Annotated in this window: 20 protein-coding genes; 8 read left to right on the forward strand and 12 right to left on the reverse strand. The window is 62.2% G+C overall.

Features of this window, described 5'->3' with window-relative positions:
• Positions 1 to 24 precede the first annotated feature (24 nt).
• From ABX75_RS03880 to ABX75_RS03905, 6 genes are all read left to right on the forward strand, one after another.
• Positions 25 to 1,218 (forward strand): SfnB family sulfur acquisition oxidoreductase, encoded by a 1,194-nt coding sequence (locus tag ABX75_RS03880; protein WP_047881481.1) that lies wholly within the window; start codon positions 25 to 27, stop codon positions 1,216 to 1,218.
• On the forward strand, positions 1,218 to 2,570 hold the full coding sequence (locus ABX75_RS03885; protein ID WP_047881482.1) for an LLM class flavin-dependent oxidoreductase: 1,353 nt from the start codon (positions 1,218 to 1,220) through the stop codon (positions 2,568 to 2,570). Before ABX75_RS03880 ends, ABX75_RS03885 begins: the two co-directional genes overlap by 1 nt.
• A gap of 74 nt (positions 2,571 to 2,644) precedes the next feature.
• Positions 2,645 to 3,454, forward strand: a complete 810-nt coding sequence (locus ABX75_RS03890) for a MetQ/NlpA family ABC transporter substrate-binding protein (protein ID WP_034095337.1) — start codon at positions 2,645 to 2,647, stop codon at positions 3,452 to 3,454.
• Positions 3,455 to 3,456: 2 nt separating this feature from the next.
• Positions 3,457 to 4,572, forward strand: a complete 1,116-nt coding sequence (locus tag ABX75_RS03895; protein ID WP_047881483.1) for a methionine ABC transporter ATP-binding protein — start codon at positions 3,457 to 3,459, stop codon at positions 4,570 to 4,572.
• Positions 4,562 to 5,206, forward strand: coding sequence for a methionine ABC transporter permease (locus ABX75_RS03900; RefSeq protein WP_034111298.1), 645 nt, complete (start codon positions 4,562 to 4,564; stop codon positions 5,204 to 5,206). The genes ABX75_RS03895 and ABX75_RS03900 overlap by 11 nt, the downstream gene beginning before the upstream one ends.
• Before the next feature lie 39 nt (positions 5,207 to 5,245).
• Entirely contained in the window at positions 5,246 to 5,878 is a 633-nt protein-coding gene (locus ABX75_RS03905; protein ID WP_034095334.1) for a bifunctional 2-polyprenyl-6-hydroxyphenol methylase/3-demethylubiquinol 3-O-methyltransferase UbiG, read from the forward strand.
• 676 nt (positions 5,879 to 6,554) lie between these two features.
• Here the strand turns inward: ABX75_RS03905 and ABX75_RS03910 are convergent.
• The 12 genes from ABX75_RS03910 to ABX75_RS03965 form a co-directional block, all read right to left on the reverse strand.
• Positions 6,555 to 8,741, reverse strand: a complete 2,187-nt coding sequence (locus ABX75_RS03910; protein ID WP_047881484.1) for a glycoside hydrolase — start codon at positions 8,739 to 8,741, stop codon at positions 6,555 to 6,557.
• Positions 8,742 to 8,998: 257 nt separating this feature from the next.
• The gene (locus ABX75_RS03915) at positions 8,999 to 12,058 is read right to left on the reverse strand and encodes an efflux RND transporter permease subunit (RefSeq protein ID WP_034111294.1); all 3,060 of its coding nucleotides are present in this window, start codon (positions 12,056 to 12,058) and stop codon (positions 8,999 to 9,001) included.
• Positions 12,055 to 13,125: an efflux RND transporter periplasmic adaptor subunit gene (locus ABX75_RS03920; RefSeq protein ID WP_047881485.1), complete on the reverse strand. Its 1,071-nt coding sequence runs from the start codon at positions 13,123 to 13,125 to the stop codon at positions 12,055 to 12,057. Before ABX75_RS03920 ends, ABX75_RS03915 begins: the two co-directional genes overlap by 4 nt.
• Positions 13,122 to 14,204 carry an efflux RND transporter periplasmic adaptor subunit gene (locus tag ABX75_RS03925; RefSeq protein WP_034095330.1) on the reverse strand — a complete coding sequence of 361 codons (1,083 nt, stop codon included), beginning with the start codon at positions 14,202 to 14,204 and terminating at the stop codon, positions 13,122 to 13,124. The genes ABX75_RS03920 and ABX75_RS03925 overlap by 4 nt, the downstream gene beginning before the upstream one ends.
• A gap of 208 nt (positions 14,205 to 14,412) precedes the next feature.
• Complete coding sequence (locus ABX75_RS03930; RefSeq protein WP_034095329.1) at positions 14,413 to 15,264, reverse strand: transporter substrate-binding domain-containing protein; 852 nt, start codon at positions 15,262 to 15,264, stop codon at positions 14,413 to 14,415.
• Positions 15,261 to 16,037, reverse strand: coding sequence for an amino acid ABC transporter ATP-binding protein (locus ABX75_RS03935; RefSeq protein WP_034095328.1), 777 nt, complete (start codon positions 16,035 to 16,037; stop codon positions 15,261 to 15,263). The genes ABX75_RS03930 and ABX75_RS03935 overlap by 4 nt, the downstream gene beginning before the upstream one ends.
• Positions 16,034 to 16,693: an amino acid ABC transporter permease gene (locus ABX75_RS03940; protein ID WP_034095327.1), complete on the reverse strand. Its 660-nt coding sequence runs from the start codon at positions 16,691 to 16,693 to the stop codon at positions 16,034 to 16,036. The genes ABX75_RS03935 and ABX75_RS03940 overlap by 4 nt, the downstream gene beginning before the upstream one ends.
• On the reverse strand, positions 16,674 to 17,339 hold the full coding sequence (locus ABX75_RS03945; protein ID WP_047881486.1) for an amino acid ABC transporter permease: 666 nt from the start codon (positions 17,337 to 17,339) through the stop codon (positions 16,674 to 16,676). Before ABX75_RS03945 ends, ABX75_RS03940 begins: the two co-directional genes overlap by 20 nt.
• A gap of 463 nt (positions 17,340 to 17,802) precedes the next feature.
• Entirely contained in the window at positions 17,803 to 18,585 is a 783-nt protein-coding gene (locus tag ABX75_RS03950; RefSeq protein WP_034095325.1) for a MetQ/NlpA family ABC transporter substrate-binding protein, read from the reverse strand.
• Positions 18,586 to 18,713: 128 nt separating this feature from the next.
• On the reverse strand, positions 18,714 to 19,640 hold the full coding sequence (locus tag ABX75_RS03955) for a sigma 54-interacting transcriptional regulator (protein WP_034111285.1): 927 nt from the start codon (positions 19,638 to 19,640) through the stop codon (positions 18,714 to 18,716).
• A gap of 50 nt (positions 19,641 to 19,690) precedes the next feature.
• On the reverse strand, positions 19,691 to 20,272 hold the full coding sequence (locus ABX75_RS03960; protein ID WP_047881487.1) for an alpha/beta hydrolase: 582 nt from the start codon (positions 20,270 to 20,272) through the stop codon (positions 19,691 to 19,693).
• A 125-nt stretch (positions 20,273 to 20,397) separates the two neighbouring features.
• Entirely contained in the window at positions 20,398 to 21,240 is an 843-nt protein-coding gene (locus tag ABX75_RS03965; protein WP_040265346.1) for a LysR family transcriptional regulator, read from the reverse strand.
• Positions 21,241 to 21,346: 106 nt separating this feature from the next.
• On the opposite strand from ABX75_RS03965, the gene ABX75_RS03970 reads away from it, so the two are divergent.
• Positions 21,347 to 22,543, forward strand: a complete 1,197-nt coding sequence (locus ABX75_RS03970) for a CynX/NimT family MFS transporter (RefSeq protein WP_047881488.1) — start codon at positions 21,347 to 21,349, stop codon at positions 22,541 to 22,543.
• A gap of 73 nt (positions 22,544 to 22,616) precedes the next feature.
• Positions 22,617 to 23,078 carry an HIT family protein gene (locus ABX75_RS03975; protein WP_047881489.1) on the forward strand — a complete coding sequence of 154 codons (462 nt, stop codon included), beginning with the start codon at positions 22,617 to 22,619 and terminating at the stop codon, positions 23,076 to 23,078.
• Positions 23,079 to 23,118: the final 40 nt, after the last annotated feature.

The raw sequence follows: 23,118 nt of genomic DNA on the forward strand, positions 1-23,118 counted from the left end.
CCGAGCGGACGTCTGGAGACCTCTATGCCTTTCTCGACCAACGTCGCGGTGATCACCAGCGACGAACATGCCCTTGTAGTGGCCAGCGATCTGGCCGAAGACTTTCGTCGCGACAGCGCCCAGCGCGACCGCGAACGCCGCCTGCCGTGGCCTGAGCTGGATGCGTTCTCGCGCTCCGGGCTGTGGGGTATCAGCGTGCCCAAAGCCTTCGGCGGTGCCGGCGTGTCCAACGTGACCCTGGCCAAGGTCATCGCGCTGATCGCCCAGGCCGATGCCTCCCTGGGCCAGATCCCGCAGAACCATTTCTATGCCCTGGAGGTGCTGCGCGTAAATGGCAGCACCGCCCAGCAGCAGCGCCTGTACGCCGAGGTACTCGCCGGCCAGCGTTTTGGCAATGCACTGGCGGAGCTGGGCACTAAAACCGCCCACGACCGCGTGACGGCCCTGACCCGCGACGGCGATGGTTTTCGCATCAACGGGCGCAAGTTCTACGCCACCGGCGCGCTCTACGCCCAACGTATCCCCACCTCGGTGGTGGACGAACACGGCGTGCAGCAACTGGCCTTTGTGCCCCGCGACAGCCAGGGCCTGAACGTGATCGACGACTGGAGCGGCTTCGGCCAGCGCACCACCGGCAGTGGGTCGGTGATGTTCGATAACGTGTGGGTCGCGGCGCAGGACGTGGTGCCGTTCCAGAGCGCCTTCGAGCGCCCGACCACCGTGGGCCCGCTGGCGCAGATCCTCCATGCCGCCATCGACACCGGCATCGCTCGCGCCGCCTTTGAAGACGCGCTGCACTTTGTGCGCACCAAAACCCGGCCGTGGATCGACGCCACCAGCGACAAAGCCAGCGAAGACCCGCTGACCCTGAAAAGCTTCGGCCACCTGAGCGTGCGTCTGCATGCCACCGAAGCCTTGTTGGAGCGCGCCGGCGAATACCTCGACCGCGCCCAGGCCGACAGCAGCGCCGAACACGTCGCGGCCGCCTCGATTGCGGTGGCCGAAGCGCGCGCTTTGAGCACTGAGATTTCCCTGGCCGCCGGCAGCACTTTGTTCGAGCTGGCCGGCAGCCAGGCGACCCTGGCTGAACACGGCCTGGATCGGCACTGGCGCAACGCACGCGTACACACCCTGCACGACCCGGTGCGCTGGAAGTATCACGCGGTGGGCAATTACTACCTCAACGACGCCAACCCGCCATTGCGGGGGACGATCTGATGAGCAAAAAGAAAATCCTGCTCAATGCCTTCAACATGAACTGCATCGGGCACATCAACCACGGCCTGTGGACCCATCCTCGGGACACCTCGACCCAGTACAAAACCCTGGCCTACTGGACCGATCTCGCGCAGACCCTGGAGCGCGGATTGTTCGATGGTTTGTTCATCGCCGATATCGTCGGCGTGTATGACGTTTACCAGCAATCGGTCGAGGTGCCGCTCAAGGAGTCGATTCAACTGCCGGTCAACGACCCGTTGCTGCTGGTCTCGGCCATGGCCGCGGTCACCCGCCATCTGGGGTTCGGCCTCACCGCTAACCTCACCTACGAGCCGCCGTATCTGTTCGCCCGGCGCATGTCCACCCTCGATCACCTGAGCGAAGGCCGAGTGGGCTGGAACATCGTCACCGGCTACCTGGACAGCGCCGCCAAGGCCATGGGCCTCACCGAGCAAGTCGAGCATGACCGCCGCTACGACCAGGCCGATGAGTATCTGCAGGTGCTCTACAAACTGTGGGAGGGCAGTTGGGAAGACGACGCAGTGCTCAACGACCCGCAGCAACGGGTCTACGCGCAACCGGGCAAGGTGCATAAGGTCGAGCATCGCGGCGAGTTCTATCAGGTGGAGGGTTATCACCTGTGCGAGCCGTCACCGCAACGCACACCGGTGTTGTTTCAGGCCGGCAGTTCCGAGCGCGGCTTGGCCTTCGCCGGGCAACACGCCGAGTGCGTGTTTATCAGCGGGCAGAACAAAGCCGCGACCAAGGTGCAGGTGGACAAAGTGCGCGCCAGCGCGCTCAAAGCCGGGCGCAACCCTGAGGACATCAAGGTGTTCATGGGCATCAATGTGATCGTCGGCGCCACCGAAGCCCTGGCCTGGGAGAAACACGCCGAGTACCTGAGCTACGCCAGCGCGGAAGCGGGTGTGGCGCACTTTTCGGCGTCCACCGGCATCGACTTTTCCCAGTACGAACTGGACGAACCGATCCAGTACGTGAAGAGCAACGCCATTCAATCGGCCACCAAGACCCTGCAAAACAACGATTGGACCCGCCGCAAATTGCTGGACCAGCACGCCCTGGGCGGGCGCTACATCACCCTGGTGGGCTCGCCCCAACAGGTGGCCGATGAGCTGGAGTCGTGGATCAACGAAACCGGGCTGGATGGCTTCAACCTCACGCGCATCGTGACCCCGGAAAGCTACGTGGACTTCATCGACCTGGTGGTGCCGGAGTTGCAGCGGCGCGGGTCGTACAAGACTGAATATGAGCAAGGCACCCTGCGTGAAAAAGTCTTTCACGCCAGCGCCCGCCTACCCGACCAACACACCGGCTCTACGTACCGCCACTGATCAAAGAGCTGGGAGGGCACCTCCCACCGTACAACTGCCTTGTTTGCCCTGATCCCTGATGACTGGAAACCACTATGAAAAAGACACTGATCAATAACCCAGTCAAAGCACTGGCCCTGGCCTTCGGGCTGTTCAGCTCGACGGTGTTCGCCGCCGACGCACCGCTGAAAGTCGGCACCACCGCAGCCTTTGCGATTCCGCTGGAGGCCGCCGTGGCCGAAGCCGGCAAGCAAGGCTTGAAGGTCGAGCTGGTGGAGTTCACCGACTGGATCGCACCGAATGTCAGCCTGGCGGCGGGCGACATCGATGTGAATTACTTCCAGCACATCCCGTTCCTGGAAAACGCCAAGGCCGCCGCCGGGTTTGACCTGGTGCCGTATGCGCCGGGCATCATCAACAACGTTGGGTTGTATTCGAAAAAATATAAAAGCTTCGCCGACCTACCCCAAGGCGCCAGCGTGGCGATTGCCAACGACCCGATCAACAGCGGTCGCGGCCTGCAATTACTTGCCAAGGCGGGCTTGATCACCCTCAAGCCGGGGGTGGGTTACAAGGCCACCGAAGAAGACATCGTCGCCAACCCGAAACACATCAAGATCCTGCAAGTGGAAGCCGTGCAACTGGTACGCGCCTATGACGACGCGGACCTGGTGCAGGGCTACCCGGCCTATATCCGCTTGTCCAAGACCTTCGATGCCGAGTCGGCGCTGCTGTTCGACGGCCTCGACCATCCCGAATACGTGATCCAGTTTGTGGTTCAGCCCAACAGCAAAACCGACCCACGGGTGATCAAGTTCGTCGACATCTACCAGCACTCGCCGGTGGTGCGCGCCGCGCTGGATAAATCCCTCGGCAAGCTCTACCAAGTCGGTTGGGAGGGCTGAACATGACCGTCGCCCACGCACATTTGCGCGACCTGGGTTTACCGCCCAGGGACGCCGAGCAGACCGAGCTGCATCCGCACCTGAACCGCGCCCATGTGCGCTTTATCAACCTGGGTAAGACCTACGACGGCAGCGTGCATGCGCTGCAAGGCATCGACCTGGCGATCCAGCGTGGTGAAGTGTTCGGCATTATTGGCCGCAGCGGCGCCGGTAAGTCATCGTTGATCCGCACCATCAACCGGCTTGAACAACCCAGCAGCGGGCGCGTGCTGATCGATCAGGTGGACATCGGCGACTTCGACGAAGACCACCTGGTGGCGCTGCGGCGGCGCATCGGCATGATCTTCCAGCACTTCAACCTGATGTCGGCCAAGACCGTATGGCAGAACGTCGAGCTGCCGCTCAAGGTAGCCGGCGTGCCCAAGCTGCAGCGCGAGCAGAAGGTGCGCGAGCTGCTGGAATTGGTGGGGCTCAAGGACAAGCATCAGGCTTACCCGGCGCAGCTCTCCGGCGGGCAGAAACAACGGGTGGGCATCGCCCGCGCGCTGGTGCACGACCCGCAAATCCTGCTGTGCGACGAGGCCACCTCGGCCCTCGACCCTGAAACCACCCAGTCGATCCTTGGCCTGCTGCGCGAGATCAACCGGCGCCTGGGCCTGACTATCGTGCTGATCACCCATGAGATGGCGGTGATCCGCGAAATCTGCGACCGCGTGGTGGTGCTGGAGCATGGGCGCATCGTCGAGCAAGGCCCGGTGTGGCAGGTGTTCGGCGATCCGCAGCATGAGGTCAGCAAAACCCTGCTGGCACCGCTGCAACAAGGTTTGCCGCCGGAGCTGCAAGCGCGCTTGCAGGACCAGCCAGCCTCTGCCGAAGCGGCGGTGGTACTGCGCGTGCAGTTCACCGGCAGCGCCGCCGACGAGCCGGACCTGGCCGCGCTGTTCAGCGCACTGGGCGGGCGCGTGCGTTTGCTGCACGGCGGGGTGGAGCGCATCCAAGGCCACGCCCTGGGGCAATTGCTGCTGGCGGTGAGTGGCTCGGCCCACGGCGCCGACGCCTTGCGCCAACGCGCCGGGCGCTTTGCACAACAGGCGGAGGTGTTGGGTTATGTGGTTTGATCGTTTATTACAGGGCGCCCTCGACACCCTGCTGATGGTCGGCGTGTCATCGTTGATCGCGTTGCTGGTGGGCATCCCGCTGGCGGTGTTCCTGGTCACCAGCGACAAGGGCGGCATCTTCCAGGCGCCGGCGTTGAACCGGGCGCTGGGGGCGTTCGTCAATCTGTTCCGCTCGATTCCATTTTTGATCCTGATGGTGGCGCTGATCCCGTTCACTCGGCTGATCGTCGGCACCACCTACGGCGTGTGGGCTGCGGTGGTGCCGCTGACCATCGCTGCCACGCCGTTCTTTGCCCGGATCGCCGAGGTGAGCCTGCGCGAAGTCGACCACGGCCTGATCGAAGCCGCCCAGGCCATGGGCTGCCGGCGCTGGCACATCATTTGGCATGTGCTGTTACCCGAAGCGTTGCCGGGGATTGTCGGCGGTTTCACCATCACCCTGGTGACCATGATCAACTCCTCGGCCATGGCCGGCGCAATCGGTGCCGGTGGGTTGGGGGACATTGCGTACCGCTACGGTTACCAGCGTTTCGATACGCAGATCATGCTCACGGTGATCGTGCTGCTGGTGGCGTTGGTGGTGCTGATTCAGGTGAGCGGCGATCGCCTGGCGCGGGTGCTGAACAAACGGTGAGGTATAGTCGGGACCTTTCAGTGCCCGGTATCGCTCGCCATGACGCTCAAACCCGACGACCTCGACCAGATCACCTCCACCACCCTCGGCCACTACAACAAGGTGGCCGAGGACTTTCGCGAAGGCACCCGCGACCACGATGTGAGCCAGAACATCGACGCCTTGCTGCGGCATATCCAGGGTGCGCCGCCGTTTACCGTGTTGGATTTTGGCTGCGGGCCTGGCCGCGATCTACAGACGTTTACGCGCCTGGGCCACATCGCCGTAGGGCTCGACGGCTCCGAGCGTTTCGCGCAGATGGCGCGCGAGGACAGCGGCTGCGAAGTGCTGCAACAAGACTTCCTCAAGCTGCAACTACCCGCCGCGCGCTTCGACGGCATCTTCGCCAATGCGGTGCTGTTTCATATCCCCAAACAGGAATTGCCCCGGGTACTCAAACAGCTGCATGCCGCGCTGAAACCGGGGGGCGTGCTGTTCAGCTCCAACCCGCGCGGCGACAACCAGGAAGGCTGGAACGGGCCGCGCTACGGGTCGTATCACGACCTGGAGGCGTGGCAGACGTTGCTGACCAGTGCAGGGTTCGTGGAGCTGGAGCATTACTACCGCCCTGCCGGATTGCCTCGCGAACAACAGCCGTGGCTGGCCAGCGTCTGGCGCAAACCTCACCAATAGCTTGGCATTACATACCAATGTGGGAGGGGGCTTGCCCCCGATGACAGTGGGTCAGTCAGTACATCTGATACTGATACACCACCGGCGCCTCCCCCATCCGCAGTGACAACCAGGAAGGCTGGAACAGGCCGCGCTACGAGTCGTATCACGACCTGGAGGCGTGGCTGGCGAGCGTCTGGTGTAAACCTTATTAGCAACCTGAAAAAATGCGGTTTTTGTGGTGAGCGGGCTTGCCCCGCGCTGGGGCGCGGAGCGGCCCTCTCTACAGACACTGCGGTGTGCCAGGCAAAAGCGGTTGCCAGGTTTTAGGGCCGCTTCGCAGCCCAGCGCAGGGCAAGCCTGCTCACCACAACAAGCCCCTCCCACATTTACTGCACCTGATACACCACCGGCGCCTCCCCCATCCGCAGTGACAACCAGGAAGGCTGGAACAGGCCGCGCTACGAGTCGTATCACGACCTGGAGGCGTGGCTGGCGAGCGTCTGGTGTAAACCTTATTAGCAACCTGAAAAAATGCGGTTTTTGTGGTGAGCGGGCTTGCCCCGCGCTGGGGCGCGGAGCGGCCCTCTCTACAGACACTGCGGTGTGCCAGGCAAAAGCGGTTGCCAGGTTTTAGGGCCGCTTCGCAGCCCAGCGCAGGGCAAGCCTGCTCACCACAACAAGCCCCCTCCCACATTTACTGCACCTGATACACCACCGGCGCCGCACCCACCGGCAGTGCGGTGACACTGCGCGAGGCATAGCCTTCTCTTCCGGTAGCGGAGAAATTTGCCACCAACCGCGTGCCATCGGCAAAGGTGGTCTGTTGCAGCTGCCTATCCGCCGTCAGCCAGCGAAAATCAGTCATGGCCTGGGTCGCCAGGCGCTGGTGCAACGGACGGAAAAATGCGTCCTGGCGCTGGATCGCCGGCAAGCGCTGCGCCAGGGTGGCGGCGCTCAGGTGATACAGCGGCGGCACGTTGTAGAGCAGTTGGGTCAGTTCGTTCTCGGCCCGTACGTTGCTCAGTTTGAGGCTGTCGAACAACCAGTGATGGGTGGTGATCACCGAGCCATGGAACACCGCCTGATATAACGGCAGGCGCAGGGTCGGATCGAAATACACGCTGCGCAGCGACGCTTTCAATGGCACCGGCTTGAAAAACACCGCCGGTTGTTCGGGCGGGTACCAGTTGCCGACGTAGTACGGCGACTGCTTATCCTGGGTCATCTCACGGTCGCCCCAACCAAGCACCGGTGTCTGCATGCCATGGGCGAACAGGATGCCCTGGGCGGTTACAGCGTTACCGTCCTCGGAGCCTGTGGGTAACTTCAGCACGGTATTGAGCCAGCGCACGGTGTCGATATTACCCGCGGCGTTTTGCGCCTGGGTCATCGGCGCGCCAGGGCGGTAGCTGTCGAACAGCATGCTGGTGGCGTAGGCATCCAGAAACCAGGCATTGAAACCGGCCTTAGCCTGCACGGCCTTCACTCGCGCTTCCAGCAGCGGCCGCATACAGCGCGGGTCGGTGTAGTGGCCGGATTTCTGGAAACCGCTTTTGTATGTGCCGTCTTGCAACACGATGGCGCAGTCGCGATACGCCTTGCGGCCCAGGTGGGCGGTGGTCCAGTCCGGGTTTTCCGTGGCCGACAGTGCGGTTTCGTAGGAGTCGTAAGGGGCCATCAAGTAGCCGGCCTGCACTGCGGCGCGAATCGCTTCGGGGTGCCAGAGGCCGCCCTCCCAGCCTTCGCCCAGGGTCACCAGCAAACGCGGCAGGCCGCTGTTGCGCAGGGTTTGAAGGGTCTTGCCGCCCCAGGTGGCCGGGTCGGCGCTCAACGCCCCGGCGAACGCCACGGCCAGTTCTGCGCGCAGCTCGCCATAACGTGCGGCAAGTCGGGTCATGTCCGGCTCGTCGACTTGCCAGCTCTGCCGCGCCTTTTTATTGATCGCCGCGTTGAGGCTGCGCAGCACCACGCTCTGCTCGTAGGGATTCAACGGGCGGGATTGCGCCAGGATCTGCGTGGCTTCCTTGTCCAACAACGCCTTGAGTGCATGGGCGCGCAGCTGCTTGAGCAACAGCGGCCAGTCACGCACATCGTTCGGCGCCAGCAGGTCATTGCCCCACAGGTAGACGTGGCTGGCGCCCAGCAATTTCTGCGCCTCGGGGGTCTGTTGCAGCTTGTCGTCGAGCGTCTCATAACGGCCCTGCTCGACCAGCCATTGACGATAGCGTTTGGCGCCGGCGAGGGGGTCTGCATCGCCCAGGTACAGGCGCAGGGTCATTGGGGTATTGGGGTCCAGCGCGGTGAATTCATGGGCCAGCGCCAACCCCACACCGGCACCTTCAGCTTGCCATTGCAGACGGTTGTTGTAGGGGTTGGTGAGCAGCCAGTTCAGCGTGAAACCGCCGTGATCCATACCCCACAGCGGCAGACTGAGGTCCTGGGTGGTGTTGAACGCGCCCTGCTCCAGCAGGAACGCTTGCCATACCGCATTGCCGGTGGGCACGTAATGCCCTTCGGCCAACGGCCAGATCAGTCCGTTGCCCATGGCCTCTGCCGGTTGTTGCAGCAATGCCAAATGCCCTGCTTGGCGCGCGGTGATGCTCAGCAGCAACTCGCGCTGCTCAAGACGTGCGCTGAGGCAATAGACGCCGTTGTCCCACTGCCAGCTCGCTTGCTCGGCGCTGCTTTGCAAGTCGCTGACGGCATGCGCGGTGACGCCGCTGGAGGCTTGCACACTGGCCAGACCCGACGGTGTCACCCGCAGCGCCAGGGTGGCGGGGTCCAGTTCGACGCGCCACAGCGTGTTTTCCAATAGGGCGCCGGCAAACGCCATGGGCGACAGCAAGCAGAAGACCAGCAGGGTAAGACGCAGACGGTTCATGGTGGGCAACCGTTGAAGAGTGAGACCAAGAGGGTAAAACACTCAACGGTAGACGGGGTAACAAATGCCCTGATGACGATCAAACGTGGGGGGGCGGTGCGACGATTCGGCGTGCACCCGATAGCGATGCGTCAATGATAGCTGGGCTGACTGAACCACTGCTATCGGGGGCAAGCCCCCTCCCACATTTTGAGCCGGTTCTTTCAGTTAATACTGAGGAGGGCGACTGGCATTAGTGCAAGCCCCCTCCCCCATTTCTAAACGGTTTTTTCTTCAGGCTTGGGCTCGCGAATCTTGTACCACGCCACATACAGCGCCGGCAGGAACAGCAGCGTCAGCAAGGTGGCGATGATGATGCCGCCGATCATCGCGTACGCCATCGGCCCCCAGAACACTTCGCGGGCAATCGGGATCATGCCCAGGCTCGCCGCAGCGGCCGTGAGCAGAATCGGCCGACGGCGGTGCTCGGTAGCCTCCACCACGGCATCCCACGGCGTGTAGCCGTCGCGCTCATAGGCGTCGATCTGCGTCACCAGGATCACCGAGTTACGGATGATGATGCCGATCAACGCCAGGATGCCGAGGATCGCCACAAAACCCATGGGCGTGCCGGTGGGAATCAGGGCCAGCACCACGCCGATCAGCCCCAGCGGCGCAACACTGGCCACCAGGAACATCTTCTGCACGCTGTGCAACTGGATCATCAGGAACGTCGCCATCAAAAACAGCATCAGCGGCACCACGCTGGCGATCGGGCCCTGGGCCTTGCCGCTTTCTTCCACGGTACCGCCGGTGGCGACTTTGTAACCCACCGGCAGGCCGGCGCTGAACTTGTCGATCTCCGGCTTGAGCTGCTTGACCAGGTCGGTCGGCTGCATCTCATCGCGCACTGAGGCCTTGATGGTGATGGTCGGCAAGCGGTCGCGACGCCACACCAGCGGCTGTTCCAGCTCATAGCGCACGGTGGCAAACGCCAGCAGCGGGATCGACGTGCCGTTGGGCGTGACGATCTGCAAATTCTGCAGGGTTTCCGGCGTGCCGCGCTCTGCGTCTTCGGCGCGGCCGACCACGTTGATCAGGTAGATATCGTCGTGCACCTGGGTCACCGACGCGCCGCTGACTACGCTGTTCATCAACTGCGCGACATCTTCGGAGGACAGCCCCAGTTGCCGCGCCTTGTCCTGGGCGATGTCGATGCGCAGCACTTTGCCTGGCTCGTTCCAGTCGTAAATGATCTCACCCAAGTGGGTGTTTTTATCCAGCAGGGTCGCCAGTTCGATGGCGTGTTTGCGTACCTGGTCGGTGTCTTTGCCGGACACCCGATACTGAATCGGACGCCCCACCGGCGGGCCCATTTCCAGCGGCTGCACATAACTGCCGATACCGACGAAGTCATCGCGCAGACGCTTCTGCAAGCGTGCGATCAACGCGCCGCGTTCTTCCAGGCCTTTGCTGACGATCACCAACTGTGCGTAGTAAGGGTTTTCCAGTTGCTGGTCGAGGGGCAGGTAGAAACGAATCGCGCCCTGGCCGATGTAAGTGCTCCAACGGGCGATGTCCGGGTCGTCCTTGATGATCGCTTCAAGGCGGTCGACGGCCTTGCGCGTCTCGTTGATCGAGGCGTTCTGCGGCAGGTTGAGGTCCACCAGGATTTCCGGGCGATCCGACGACGGGAAGAACTGGTTCTGCACGAACTGCATGGAGAACACCGACGCCACGAACAGCCCCACGGTGATGCCAATGGCCCACCAGCGGTTGCGCATCGCCCACAGCATGCCGCGATTGAAACCCCGGCCAATGCGCCCAGGCTCGGCGTTGTGCGGCTTCACATTGGCGCTGAGAATATGCACGCCGATCACCGGCGCAAACAACACCGCCACCACCCACGACACCAGCATCGCCACGGCGATCACCGCGAACAGGGTGAAGGTGTATTCCCCTGCCGAGCTGGCATTGAGGCCGATGGGCACAAAGCCGGCCACGGTGACCAGCGTACCGGTGAGCATCGGGAACGCGGTCGAGGTGTAAGCGTACGTGGCCGCCTGGGCCTTGGTTTCGCCTTTTTCCAGGCGCGTGATCATCATCTCCACGGTGATCATCGCGTCGTCCACCAAAAGGCCGAGGGCGATGATCAACGCGCCCAGCGACACGCGCTGCATGGTGATGCCGCTGTATTCCATGAACACGAACACCAGCGCCAGCACCAGCGGAATCGAACACGCCACCACCAGCCCGGCACGCAGACCGAGGCTGATAAAACTCACCACCAGCACGATGATCACCGCCTCGAACAACGCACTGGTAAAGCCGCCCACGGCTTCTTCCACTACTTCGGCCTGGTCGGAAACCTTATGCACGCCGACGCCCACCGGCAGGTCGGCGGTCAGCTCGTCCATGCGCTCATGCAAGGCTTTGCCGAACGACTGGATATTGCCGCCCTTCTGCATGGCGATGGCCAACCCGATGGCGGGCTTGCCGTTGAAACGGAACATCGGCCGCGCCGGGTCGACGTAGCCACGGCTGATCTCGGCGATATCCGCCAGGCGATAGAAACGGTCGTTGAGGCGCAGGTTGACGTCGGCCAGGTCCTTCTCCGAGGCGAACTGCCCCGAGGTGCGCACCGAAATACGCTCCGGTCCGGCTTCGATCACCCCGGCCGGGGTCACGGCGTTCTGGGATTGCAGGCTCTGCACCACTTGGCGCTGGTCGATACCCAGGGCCGCCAGTTTGCGCGTGGAGAAATTCAGGTAAATCACTTCGTCCTGCTGGCCGATCATCTCGACCTTGCCCAGCCCCGGCACTGCCCGGATTTCGGCACGCACCTGTTCCACGTAGTCACGCAGTTGGCGCATCGACAGACCGTCGCCGGTGAAGGCGTACACCGACCCGAACACGTCACCGAACTCATCGTTGAACGAAGGCCCCTGCAAGCCCTGGGGGAAGGTTCCGCGAATATCGTCGATCTTCTTGCGCACCTGGTACCAGATTTCGGGGATGGCCTTGGCGCTGGTGGTGTCCTTGAGGAATACGAACACCGTGGACTCGCCTGGCCGCGTGTAGCTTTTCACGTAATCCAGAGAGTCGAGTTCTTCGAGTTTTTTCTCGATGCGGTCGGTGACCTGCTTGAGGGTTTCTTCTTGGGTTGCGCCCGGCCAGCGGGTCTGGATCACCATGGTCTTGATGGTGAACGACGGGTCTTCTTCGCGCCCCAGGTTCATGTACGAGAACACGCCCATCAGCAGCGCGACGAACATCAGGTACCAGACAAAGGACTGATGCTTGAGGGCCCAGTCGGATAAGTTGAAGCTGCCTTTCATCGCGGGCTGTCCTCGTCGATTTTGACTTTCTGCCCGGGCTTCAGGCTGTTCACGCCGGCGGTGACGATGCGCTCGCCGGGTTTGACGCCGCCGTTGATCAAGGCGCTGCCGGCCTCGCGGCTGATCACCGTGACGTCGCGCGGCTGCACGCTCTGGTTTTGCGTGTCGAGCAGCCAGATGCGAGTGGCGCCGTCCACCTCCTGCAAGGCGCTCACCGGCAGCTCGATGCGCGGCTCAATGGCGGTGCTCAGGGTGACGCTGATGGCGGTGCCGAGGCGGAACGCTGGTGGTGTTTCGGCCAGCGTCAGGCGCGCGCGACGGGTGCGCGTGGCGCTCTGGGCCTGGGGCTCGATTTCACGCACGGTGGCGGTGGTATTGATGCTCGGGTCCAGTTGCCCGGCAACCAGAAACACCCCATCCGGCGGCAGGCGCTCGGCCAGGCCGGCGGGCAGGTCGATCACCGCTTCCTTGATATCCGGGCGCGCCAGGGTTACCACTTGTTGGCCGGCGCTGACCACCTGGCCGGCCTCGGCATTCCAGGCGGTGACGATGCCGGCGTGGTCGGTGCGCAGTCCGGCGTAATTGAGCTGATCCTTGGCCTGGTTGACCGAGGCCTGAGCCTGGTCGAGGGAGGCCTGGGTGGTTTTCAGGTCGGTCAGGGCCACATCCAACTGGGCCTGGGCGCCGACGCCACGGTTGAACAGTTCCTGCTGGCGCCGGGCATTGGCCTGGGCATTGATAAATTGCGCCTGCACCCGCGCCAGGTCGCCCTGGGCGGCGCGCAACTGGTTCTGCTGGTCGGTGGGGTCGAGCACGGCCAGCAAGGCGCCCTTCTCCACTTCGGCGCCCACATCCACCAGGCGACGGGCGATGCGGCCGGGCACGCGAAAGCCCAGGTTACTTTCGTAACGGGCCTGGATGGTGCCGGCGAAGCGGCCGAGGTTTTCTTGGTCTTCAGCCTTTACTTGCATCGACAGCACCGGGCGCACCGGCTCGGGCGCGGGCTCTTCTTTGGAGCAGGCCGCCAGCAACAGGCCGGCGGCGAGCATCAATACCAGACGCTTCATGGCTGGGCTCCTGGCTGGGCAATCTCGACGTGCATACCGGGGTGCAACAATTGCCCGCCGGCCACCACGACTTTTTCACCGCCCTTGAGACCCTCGCTGAGGATGACTTTGCCAGTGAGATAGCGGGCCACGGTGACTTTATGCAGCTGCACCTTGCCGTCGCCGTCCACCAGCCACACCGCCGGTTCGTTGAGGTCCTTGGTGAGGGCCGACCACGGCAGTTCCACACTGGCCTTGGCCGGGCCATTGGCAGTGGCGCTGACAACCGAGCCCAAGTGCATGCCTTCGGGCAGCGCCTGCAGGGCGATTTTCACTTGCACGGTGCCGGTGTTGGCGGCCACGGCGGGGGTGACTTCGCGCACCTTGCCCTGCACTTGGATGCTTGGGTTGTCCAGCAGGCTGACGGTGATCGGCGTATCGGTCGACGGTTCGACCAGCAGGGATTCATATACGTTGAACACCGCATCGCGCTCGCCGTCGCGAGCCAGGCTGAAAATCGGCACGGTGGCCTGCACCACTTGGCCTACCTCGGCCTGGCGCGCGGTGATCACACCCGGCGCATCGGCCACCAGCGCGGTGTAGCCCAGTTGTTCACGGGCATTGGCCAGTTGCGCCTGGGCGGCGGCCAAAGCGCTTTGGCTGCTGCGCAACGCCGCCTGGGCCGAGTCGTATTCGCTGCGGCTGGTGTAGCCCTTGGGCAGGAGTTTTTCCTGGCGCACAAAGGCCGCCGCTGTCTGCTTGACCCGCGCCTGTTCAGCCACGACCTGGGCCTGGGCCGAATCGACGTTGGTCTGCAAGTCTTTGGGATCAAGCCTGGCCAGCACTTGCTTGGCGCTGACGCGGTCACCCACATCCACCATGCGCTGGATGATCTTGCCGCCCACGCGAAAGGACAGATCGGTTTGCACCCGCGCCTGGATATCCCCGGTCAGCGTGACCGCCGCGGCGAAATCCGCTGGCTCCACGGTTTGCACAAACACCCGGGAATGCGCCTTGGGCTCGGTGTTTTCCTGACCGCAACCGCTCAAGAACGCGACTAAGCCAAGACCGAATATACAAGTGGAAATACGACCGCCCATGCAGTCTCCTTTTGCGTGATGCCGACGTGCCAGTGTGTATGCGACTGTCAGCTTAGATCAGGGTTCCTTATCTGCATGGGGAAGAGAGTATTGAGGTGATTTCACCGGCCTCATCGGGGGCAAGCCCCCTCCCACACTTTGATTTATGAATACATTCAAATGTGGGAGGGGGCTTGCCCCCGATAGCGGTACAACAGTCAGCGCAGAACTAGCCCTGCCATTTGCCGCCTTCGACAATCACACTGTCAGGCGGGGTGTCATCGCTGAGTTCTTTACGTACGTATTGGTCATACAGTTTGAGCAGGAATTTCTCCTCGCCCAACTTCGCCAACTCGGCGTTCACCCAATCACGCAGTTCGATATTGCCCTTCTTCACTGCCGGCGCAATTGGCGCCTCGTCGCCGAGCTTCTCTTCCAGCACGCGGTAGCCTGGGTTCTGCTTGGCCCAGCTGAACAGCACCAGGTTGTCCTGGGCGTAGGCATCGCCGCGACCGGCCGCCAGCGCTTGCAGGGATTCTGAGTTCTTCTCGAACTTGAGCAGTTTCCAGTCCGGGTGGTTTTTGGTCAGCCAAATATCGGCGGTGGTGCCGGTGGTGACGATGAGGGTGCGGGTCGCCAGGTCATCCAGGTGCTTGACCGGGCTATCGTTGGGCACCAAGGCCTGCACCGCGACTTTCAGGTTGGGGTGGGTGAAGTCCACCGCTTCCTTGCGCTCCGGGGTGACGGTCATGTTGGCCAGGATCAGGTCGACCTTGTCGCTTTGCAGGAACGGAATACGGCTGGCCGGCTCCACCGCGACGAATTCGACTTTGTTCTCATCGCCCAGCAGGTCCTTGGCGAAACGACGGCCAATATCGGTATCGAAGCCGACGTAGCGCCCGGCCTCGTCCACAAAGCCGAACGGCGGTTTGTCAGTGAATACGCCGACGATCAGCTTGTCGCGCGCCTTGATTTTGTCGATGTAACTCGCAGCAGCCACAGGTTTTGCAGGCTCTTCGGCCTTTTTATCGCAGCCGACCAGCAGAGCGACGGCCACCAGGGGCAGTAGTAGTTTTTTCATAGCAATTCCAGTTCCTTGATCTTCTTGGGCAGTGTTGAAACAAAGGAAAACTTCTCCAGAAACTGCTGCGCGCGTGCGGTCTGCGGGTTCGTAAAGAATGCCTCGGGGGTGTTGTGTTCGAGAATGCGACCGGCCTCCATGAACACCACGCGGTCGGCGACGGCGCGGGCGAAGGCCATTTCGTGGGTGACGATCAGCAGCGTCATACCTTCGCGGGCCAGGCCCTGGATCACCTCCAGTACTTCCTTGACCATCTCCGGGTCGAGGGCCGCGGTGACTTCGTCAAACAGCATGACCTGGGGGTTCATGCACAACGAGCGGACGATGGCGATACGTTGCTGCTGACCGCCGGAGAGCTGACGCGGGAAGGCGTCGCGCTTGTCCGCCAGGCCGACACGCGCCAACAGTTGTTCAGCCTGCTCGCGGGCTTCGTGCAGGTTGCGTTTTTGCACTTTCAGCGGGCCGAGCAGCAGGTTGTCGAGCACACTCATGTGCGGGAACAAGTGGTAGCTCTGGAACACCATGCCGATGTCCTGCCGCACCTGGCGCCAGTCGGTGTTTTTATCCAACAGCTCCTGGCCGGCAAACCGCAAGCTGCCGCCGTCGGCCACTTCCAGGCCGTTGAGGCAGCGCAGCAAGGTGCTTTTGCCGCAGCCGCTGGGGCCGAGGATCACCACCACTTCGCCGCTGTGCACGCTCAGGTCGATGCCCTTGAGTACCTGCTGCTCGCCGAAAAATTTGTTGAAACCCTGAAACTCGATCAATGCGCTCATGCTTGGGCCCAGCGCCGTTCCAGCACCTTGGAGGCGGCCGACAACGGGTAGCAGATAAAGAAGAAAAACAGAAACAGCGCGCCGTAGATCAACACCGACTCATAGGTGCGCTCGATGATTTGCTGGCCGACCTTGATCACGTCCACCACGCCGATCAGCACTGCCAGGGAGCTGGTCTTGATGATGCGGGTGTAGACGTTGATGGTCGGCGGGGTCATGCGTTTAAGTGCCTGTGGCAGCAGCACGTAGCCGTACAACTGCGGCGCCGACAAACCAATCGACAAGCCCGCCTCGCGCTGGCCGCGGGGCAACGAGTGCAGGGCGCCACGCACTACCTCACCGACTTCGCTGGCGCCCCACAGCGATAGCACCAGCACCGCGCACCAGAAACTGGGGAGGCTGAGGCCGAAGAAAATCGGCAACCCGAAAAACAACAGGTACAACCACACCAACACCGGAATCGCGCGGAACAGTTCCAGATAGACGCGCAGCACCGCGTTGATCGCCTTGTTATTCAAGGTGCGCAGCACGCCATACAGCACGCCGCCCAGGGTGCTGAAAACGATGCTCAGCACCGAGATCGACAAGGTCTGCGCGGCGCCCTTACCCAGTTGCGGCAACGACACCCATAACAACTCAAGACCCGAACTGGCCATGCTGGAGCCTCCTTTCCAAGCGGCTGAGCAGCAGCGACAGCGGTAAAAACAACAGCACGCAAATCAGCGTCAGCACGGCGAGCATTTCGTAGGTTTTGTAATAGAGGGCGATGTAGCTCTTGGTGGTGTAAAGAATTTCCGGCACCGCCACCGCAGAAACTACGGTGGTCTCCTTGAGCAAAAAGATGAAATTGGCGAACAGTGCCGGCAGGCTGAGAATGCCGGCCTGGGGCAGGATCACATGGCGCAGCAGTTGCCAGTCGGACAGGCCGATGGACTTGCCCGACTCGATCTGCGCCAGCGGCACCGCTTCCACGCCGGCGCGCAGCACTTCCGTGAGGTAGGCGCCGCCAAGAAACGTCATGGTGATGATCGCGGCCCAAAACCCGGAGATATTCACGCCCAGGGCAGGCAAGGCGAAGTACACGAAAAACAGCTGGATCAGCAGCGGTGTATTGCGCGCCAGCTCCACATACAACGCCACCAGGCGCGACAGGTACGGCGTGCGAAACACCAGCAGCGCCGCGTTGATCAGCGCTACAAGCAATGAGGTGGCGATGGCGATCAGGCCCACTTGCAGCGTGACACCCACAGCGTTCAAAAACGCCGGCAGGGTGCTGGGGATAAAAGCGAAATCGAAGGTCATTTGCAGTCCATGACGCCGCAGGGTAGAGCGGCGCGTGCTATCCAAGCCAACGTGGGTAACGCTGGGTAGCACGAACTTTAAAGGTATAAAAAGTAAAATTTAAATACCTAAATAGCATATTGATATCACCCAAAAAGATAACCTCGGGATTCGCGGAGTGAACGGGTGGCGACTATGGTTGAGGGGTCTGTGTTTCGAGGGAATAAACAATGAACAAAGCGAAACCGATTGATCCGCAGGAGCTGGTGAAATGGTTGGTGGCGTTGCGCAGGGCGATCAATAGCCGCGCGCTCTGACACGCTGAAGTTCCACTGTGAGGTAAAGATCTAATGTGGGAGGGGCAAGTCGAATCGTCGCACCGCCCCTCCCACATTTTGATTGCACTCCAGATTCCACACATAAAAAAACGCCGACGCTATGTGAGCCGTCGGCGTTGAAACCTTGAAGGGGGTTTTGGCTTACATCAGAACGCCGGCACGACCGCACCGTTGTACTTCTTCTCGATAAAGGCTTTGACTTCCGGGCTGGTCAGGGCCTTGGACAGTTTCTGGATTGCATCGCTGTCCTTGTTGTCCGGGCGGGCTACCAGGAAGTTCACGTAAGGCGACTTGGCGTCTTCGATGATCAGCGCATCTTTGGCCGGGTTCAGGCCGGCTTCCAGGGCGTAGTTGGTATTGATCAGGTCCAGGTCGACCTGGTCCAGCACGCGGGGCAGCAAGGCCGATTCAAGCTCTTTGAATTTGAGGTTTTTCGGGTTGCTGGCGATGTCTTTCGGTGTAGCCAGGGCGTTGGTCGGGTCTTTGAGGGTGATCACACCGGCTTTCTGCAGCAGCAACAGGGCACGGCCGCTGTTGGAGCCTTCGTTCGGGATTGCCACGGTGGCGCCGTCTTTCAGCTCTTCAATTTTCTTGATCTTTTTCGAGTAACCGCCGAACGGTTCAACGTGCACGCCCACCACGGTCACCAGGTTGGTGCCCTTGCCCTTGTTGAAGTTTTCCAGGTACGGCAGGGTCTGGAAGTAGTTGGCATCCAGGCGCTTTTCAGCGACTTGCACGTTGGGCTGCACGTAGTCGGTAAATACTTTGATTTCCAGGTCCACGCCTTCCTTGGCCAGGGTTGGCTTGACCAGCTCAAGGATCTCGGCATGCGGGATCGGGGTGGCGGCCACCACCAGTTTCTCGTTGGCCTGGGCGAAGCTGGCAGTCAGGGCAGCGGCGAGTGCGGTAAACAACAGAACCTTTTTCATGCAGTGTCCTTATCGATATTCGGAGGGCGTCTCTGACGACCGTTTGTTAAGTGAGGTGCCAGCGAAGTGCTATCGCGGCATGGAACGGACAATACCTAGATTTTTTATTCCCGAACAATATCTTTTATTCACGTTGATATTCCATTTTGCTCATGTAGGAATTGGCGCAACGTTGCCTGCTCCGCTGGGCTGGCTTGGGCATAGATCCGCCGCACTTGCTCCAGAGGCGAATCCACCACCGGCAGGTTCAGGTGCTCGGGCAAAATTTCGTCGCCGCTACTGACCAGCAACGCGAAGTGAATAACGTTTTCCAGCTCACGGGTATTGCCTGGCCAACTGTGATGTTCCAGTACGCGCTGCGCAGCCTCGCTGATCAGCGGCACCGGCAAGTCCAGGCGCTGACTGTAGATGCCCAGGAAGTATTCGGCCAGGGACAGAATATCCCCCACCCGCTCACGCAACGCCGGCAGGTCCAGCCGGCCTTCGCTCAAATAGTGGAAGAGCCGCTCATGGAACTTGCCGGCCGCCACGGCCTGGGCCAGGTCGATGCTGGTAGCGGCCACCAGGCGCACGTCCACCGGGCTCGGTTGATGAGCCCCGACGCGGGTGACTTCGTGGTTTTCCAGCGCGGCGAGCAATTTGACCTGGATCGGCAACGGCAGGTCGCCGATCTCGTCCAGGTACAAGGTGCCGCCATTGGCCGAACCGAACCAGCCGGCGCGGCTGCTGGCGGCGCCACTGTGACTGCCGGCGGCGTAGCCGAACAGCTCGGCATCGGCGTAGGTGGGGCTGATCGCGCCGCAATTGACCGAAACGAACAAGCCACTGCGGTCACTGCCACGGTGAATATGCCGCGCCAGCAGCTCTTTACCGCTGCCGGTTTCGCCGCGGATCAGTACGGGCAAGGCACGCGGCGCGAGCGCTTCCAGGTCTTCGCGCAGCTTGCGCGAGCGCGGGTCGACAAACACCAGGGCCTTGGCGCGGATGCTCAGCGGGCTTTTTTCCGCGTCGGGGAAGGTCAGCAGTGGCTGGCCGAAGGTTTCATGCAGACTCATGACAGGCTCCCGCCCCTATCCACTGCGGGACGGGGGCGTTAAAAAAATGATCAGGCACTGCGCCGGGCGTGATGCTCAAGGCGACTTTGCAGGCGATAGAGGTAAGCGAAACCCTGCTCCCAGCGCTGGTGGCCGGACTTCACATTGATATGCCCGGCACCGGCCAGGATCCCGGCTTCAGCTCCCCAGTTGCGCGCCAACTCCAAGGCCCGAGGGGCACTGACGGCACTGTCGTTGTCGGAGCTGACCACCTGGGTGGGGAACGGCAACAGGTCGGTAGGGATCGGCGCAAAGTTGCGCAAGGCCGGCGAGCAGGCCGGGCGTTCCACATCCGCCGGCGCCACCAGCAAGGCACCGCGCACCTGCCGCAGAAAATGCAGCGGCGCGGTTGCGGCCCAATGGGCCACGGTGATGCAGCCCAGGCTGTGGGCGATCAGAATCACTGGCGTGCTGTCGGCGGCGATCGCCTCGGCCAGCGCGGCTACCCAGTCTTCGCGGCGCGGCGTCAACCAATCGGCCTGCTCCACGCGGGTGCTGTTGGGCAGGCTGTTCTGCCAGTGACTCTGCCAATGATCTTCTGGCGATCCTTGCCAGCCCGGCACGATCAGGTAACGAACCAACTCGCTGTGCATGGGTGTGCCCTCCTGCAGCGTTTAACGTTGCTAGCAGTATAGGGACGGGGGTTATATTCGTTAAGGAATAAGAAGCTATTTATTAATAACCAAAAATTCAAAATTCTACCCGATCTGCCTTCACTTCACTTCTCGCACAATTCGAACAACTGAGCCTGTAAGCATTGCCCCGCCGCACTCAGGCCATGGCGGGCATACAACGCCAGACGCACGCCTTGCACCTCGGGCAAACCGCTGTCAGGCCCCAGCTCCATATGCCCTGGCTGCACTACCCGGCGCGGCAACAGACTCACCCCCAACCCCGCCGCCACTGCCGAACATACGCTGGCCAAACTCGCGCTGGAGTAACCGATACGCCAGCGCCAACCGCCCACTTCCAGGTGCTGCAGCATTTCATTGCGGTACAGGCCGCCCACCGGAAAGGCCACCAACGGCAACGGGTCGCGCCCCACGGAGGGTGTGGTGCGACTGTCCACCCAGCACAGCGGCTCGGGCCACGAGGCCAGGCAGTCGGCGCTGTCGCCCATTTGTTTGACCAGCAACACATCGAACTCGCCGGCCCGGTATTGGCGTTGCAACTCGGGGCCCAAACCACTGGTGACCTCCAGACGCACCCGTGGATAAGCCTGCACAAATGACGACAACAGCGGCATCAGGCGCTCGGCGGCAAAATCTTCCGGCACCCCCAGGCGCAGCACACCGTCACTTTGTTGGCTGATCAGCACCTCAGCGGCCTCCTCATGCAGCGCGAGGATGCGCCGCGCGTACGCCAGCAAGCGCTCGCCCTCGGCAGTGGCGACCACGCGGCGCTGGTCGCGGTCGAGCAATTGGCACGCCACCGCGTCCTCCAGGCGGCGAATCTGCTGGCTTACGGTGGATTGGGTCAGGTGCAGGCGCTCGGCGGCGCGGGTGAAGTTGCCGCAGTCCACCACGGCGACAAAACTGCGTAATAACACGGGGTCGAACATCCACATCACCATTGTGTTTGCCACTGATTGGCATGGTTATATTTAATTTCAGAATACCCTTAGGGCTGCCCATACTTCACCTCCCATCGTGCCCGGAGCGGCCTGCATGACCCTGAACAAATCCCTCGCCGGCTGGGGACTATTGCTGGTGCTGGGCCTGAACCTGCGACCAATCCTCAGCTCAATCAGCCCGCTGCTGGGCGAAATTCGCCAGGCCACGGGCTTGAGTTTCCAGAGCAGCGCCCTGCTGACCAGCCTGCCGGTGGTGTGCATGGGCCTGGTGGCGCTGGTCGGCGTGCGGGTGGAAGCACGCTTGGGCGAGCGGCGTGGCATCGCCCTGGGGCTGATGATGATCCTGTTGGCCTGCCTGGCGCGCTGGCTGATGGGGCAGGCGTCGGCGCTGTTGGTCACGGCATTGCTCGGCGGGGCCGGTGTGGCGCTGATCCAGGCGCTGGTGCCGGCGATGATCAAGCGCGAGTTTCGTCATCGCGTGCCGGTGGCGATGGGGGTGTACTCGGCGTCGCTGATGGCCGGCGGCGGGCTGGCGGCGTTGCTCAGCCCGGTGGTGGCGACGCACTTTGCGCAGTGGCAGGCCGGGCTCGGAGTCTGGCTGTTGCCGGCACTCGGCGCGTTGCTGTTGTGGGCCTGGCTGCCGCTGGGCGCGGCGCGTAACCCGCAAGTGCCGCCGGCGCTGGAAGGCCTGCGCAATCGGCGCGCGTGGTTGCTGGCGTTGTATTTCGGCCTGGTGAACTGCGGCTACATGAGCCTGGTGGCCTGGCTACCGGCTTATTACCAGCAACTGGGCTGGGGCGTGCTGCCCAGCGGCTCGCTGCTGGCGTACATGACCATTTTTCAAGTGATCGCCGCGCTGCTGATGCCGGTGCTGGCGCAACGCGGTGTCGATCGTCGTCCGTTGCTGGTCATCAGCCTGCTGGCGCAAACCGTGGGTTACCTCGGCCTGATCTTCGCGCCGCTGGAATATCCCCACCTGTGGGTGGCCCTGTGCGGCTTCGGCCTGGGCGCCTGCTTTGCCCTGAGCCTGCTGCTGACCCTCGACCACCACCGCGACCCACGCCATGCCGGGCAACTGGCGGCCTTCGTGCAAGGCGTGGGGTTTTTGATCAACGCCATTTCACCGTGGATGACCGGTTGGCTGCGCCAGCTTACTGGCGACTTCGTCAGTGCCTGGTGGGTGCTGACCGTGACAGTGCTGGCGATGCTGGCCGTGACGCGGGTATTCAGCCCGGCAAGCTATCGCGTCGAACTGGCCGTCGTGGCCCCCAGCCAGCGCTTTACACACTAGCGACACACACCCATGTCAGATTTACACCACTGAACTCCACCCGCCCCTTTGACGAAAACGAGGACGTCGTCTGATGGACTGTATCTTCTGCAACATCGCCCGCGGCACCGCCCCTGCCCACCTGTTATGGGAAGACCAGAGCCACATGGCTTTCCTCTCCATCTTTCCCAACACCCCAGGGTTCAGCGTGGTGATTCCCAAGGCTCATTACGGCAGCTATGGGTTTGCCCAGTCGGACGAGGTGCTGTGCGAATTGGTGGTTGCGGCCAAGAAGACCGCACTGCTGATTGACCGGGCGCTCGCGGGTGTGGCGAGGACCGGCATGATTCTGGAGGGTTATGGCGTCGATCATTTGCACGCCAAACTGTTCCCGATGCACGGAACGGGCGAGGACAGCGCCTTCAAAAAAATCAGTTCCCGCGTGGATAAGTTTTTTGATCGCTATGAGGGCTATCTCTCATCCCATGACTGCGCCCGGGCCGACGATTCGACGTTGGCCGAGCTGGCCGCCCACATCCGTGCCGTCAACGACTGAGCACGGGGGTGGCCAGACTCGCCACCTCAACCGGCCGCCG

The organism is Pseudomonas sp. ARP3 (genome assembly GCF_001029595.1).
Lineage (GTDB): Bacteria > Pseudomonadota > Gammaproteobacteria > Pseudomonadales > Pseudomonadaceae > Aquipseudomonas > Aquipseudomonas rhodesiae.

Bases quoted from the DNA above. Each gene is read 5' to 3' on its own strand.
- ABX75_RS03895 (WP_047881483.1), top strand. From the start codon at position 3,457: ATGACCGTCGCCCACGCACATTTGCGCGACCTGGGTTTACCGCCCAGG.
- ABX75_RS03880 (WP_047881481.1), top strand. From the start codon at position 25: ATGCCTTTCTCGACCAACGTCGCGGTGATCACCAGCGACGAACATGCC.
- ABX75_RS03965 (WP_040265346.1), bottom strand. From the start codon at position 21,240: ATGTTCGACCCCGTGTTATTACGCAGTTTTGTCGCCGTGGTGGACTGC.
- ABX75_RS03885 (WP_047881482.1), top strand. From the start codon at position 1,218: ATGAGCAAAAAGAAAATCCTGCTCAATGCCTTCAACATGAACTGCATC.
- ABX75_RS03915 (WP_034111294.1), bottom strand. From the start codon at position 12,058: ATGAAAGGCAGCTTCAACTTATCCGACTGGGCCCTCAAGCATCAGTCC.
- ABX75_RS03970 (WP_047881488.1), top strand. From the start codon at position 21,347: ATGACCCTGAACAAATCCCTCGCCGGCTGGGGACTATTGCTGGTGCTG.
- ABX75_RS03935 (WP_034095328.1), bottom strand. From the start codon at position 16,037: ATGAGCGCATTGATCGAGTTTCAGGGTTTCAACAAATTTTTCGGCGAG.
- ABX75_RS03940 (WP_034095327.1), bottom strand. From the start codon at position 16,693: ATGGCCAGTTCGGGTCTTGAGTTGTTATGGGTGTCGTTGCCGCAACTG.
- ABX75_RS03920 (WP_047881485.1), bottom strand. From the start codon at position 13,125: ATGAAGCGTCTGGTATTGATGCTCGCCGCCGGCCTGTTGCTGGCGGCC.
- ABX75_RS03900 (WP_034111298.1), top strand. From the start codon at position 4,562: ATGTGGTTTGATCGTTTATTACAGGGCGCCCTCGACACCCTGCTGATG.
- ABX75_RS03905 (WP_034095334.1), top strand. From the start codon at position 5,246: ATGACGCTCAAACCCGACGACCTCGACCAGATCACCTCCACCACCCTC.
- ABX75_RS03925 (WP_034095330.1), bottom strand. From the start codon at position 14,204: ATGGGCGGTCGTATTTCCACTTGTATATTCGGTCTTGGCTTAGTCGCG.
- ABX75_RS03910 (WP_047881484.1), bottom strand. From the start codon at position 8,741: ATGAACCGTCTGCGTCTTACCCTGCTGGTCTTCTGCTTGCTGTCGCCC.
- ABX75_RS03975 (WP_047881489.1), top strand. From the start codon at position 22,617: ATGGACTGTATCTTCTGCAACATCGCCCGCGGCACCGCCCCTGCCCAC.
- ABX75_RS03945 (WP_047881486.1), bottom strand. From the start codon at position 17,339: ATGACCTTCGATTTCGCTTTTATCCCCAGCACCCTGCCGGCGTTTTTG.
- ABX75_RS03955 (WP_034111285.1), bottom strand. From the start codon at position 19,640: ATGAGTCTGCATGAAACCTTCGGCCAGCCACTGCTGACCTTCCCCGAC.
- ABX75_RS03960 (WP_047881487.1), bottom strand. From the start codon at position 20,272: ATGCACAGCGAGTTGGTTCGTTACCTGATCGTGCCGGGCTGGCAAGGA.
- ABX75_RS03890 (WP_034095337.1), top strand. From the start codon at position 2,645: ATGAAAAAGACACTGATCAATAACCCAGTCAAAGCACTGGCCCTGGCC.
- ABX75_RS03930 (WP_034095329.1), bottom strand. From the start codon at position 15,264: ATGAAAAAACTACTACTGCCCCTGGTGGCCGTCGCTCTGCTGGTCGGC.
- ABX75_RS03950 (WP_034095325.1), bottom strand. From the start codon at position 18,585: ATGAAAAAGGTTCTGTTGTTTACCGCACTCGCCGCTGCCCTGACTGCC.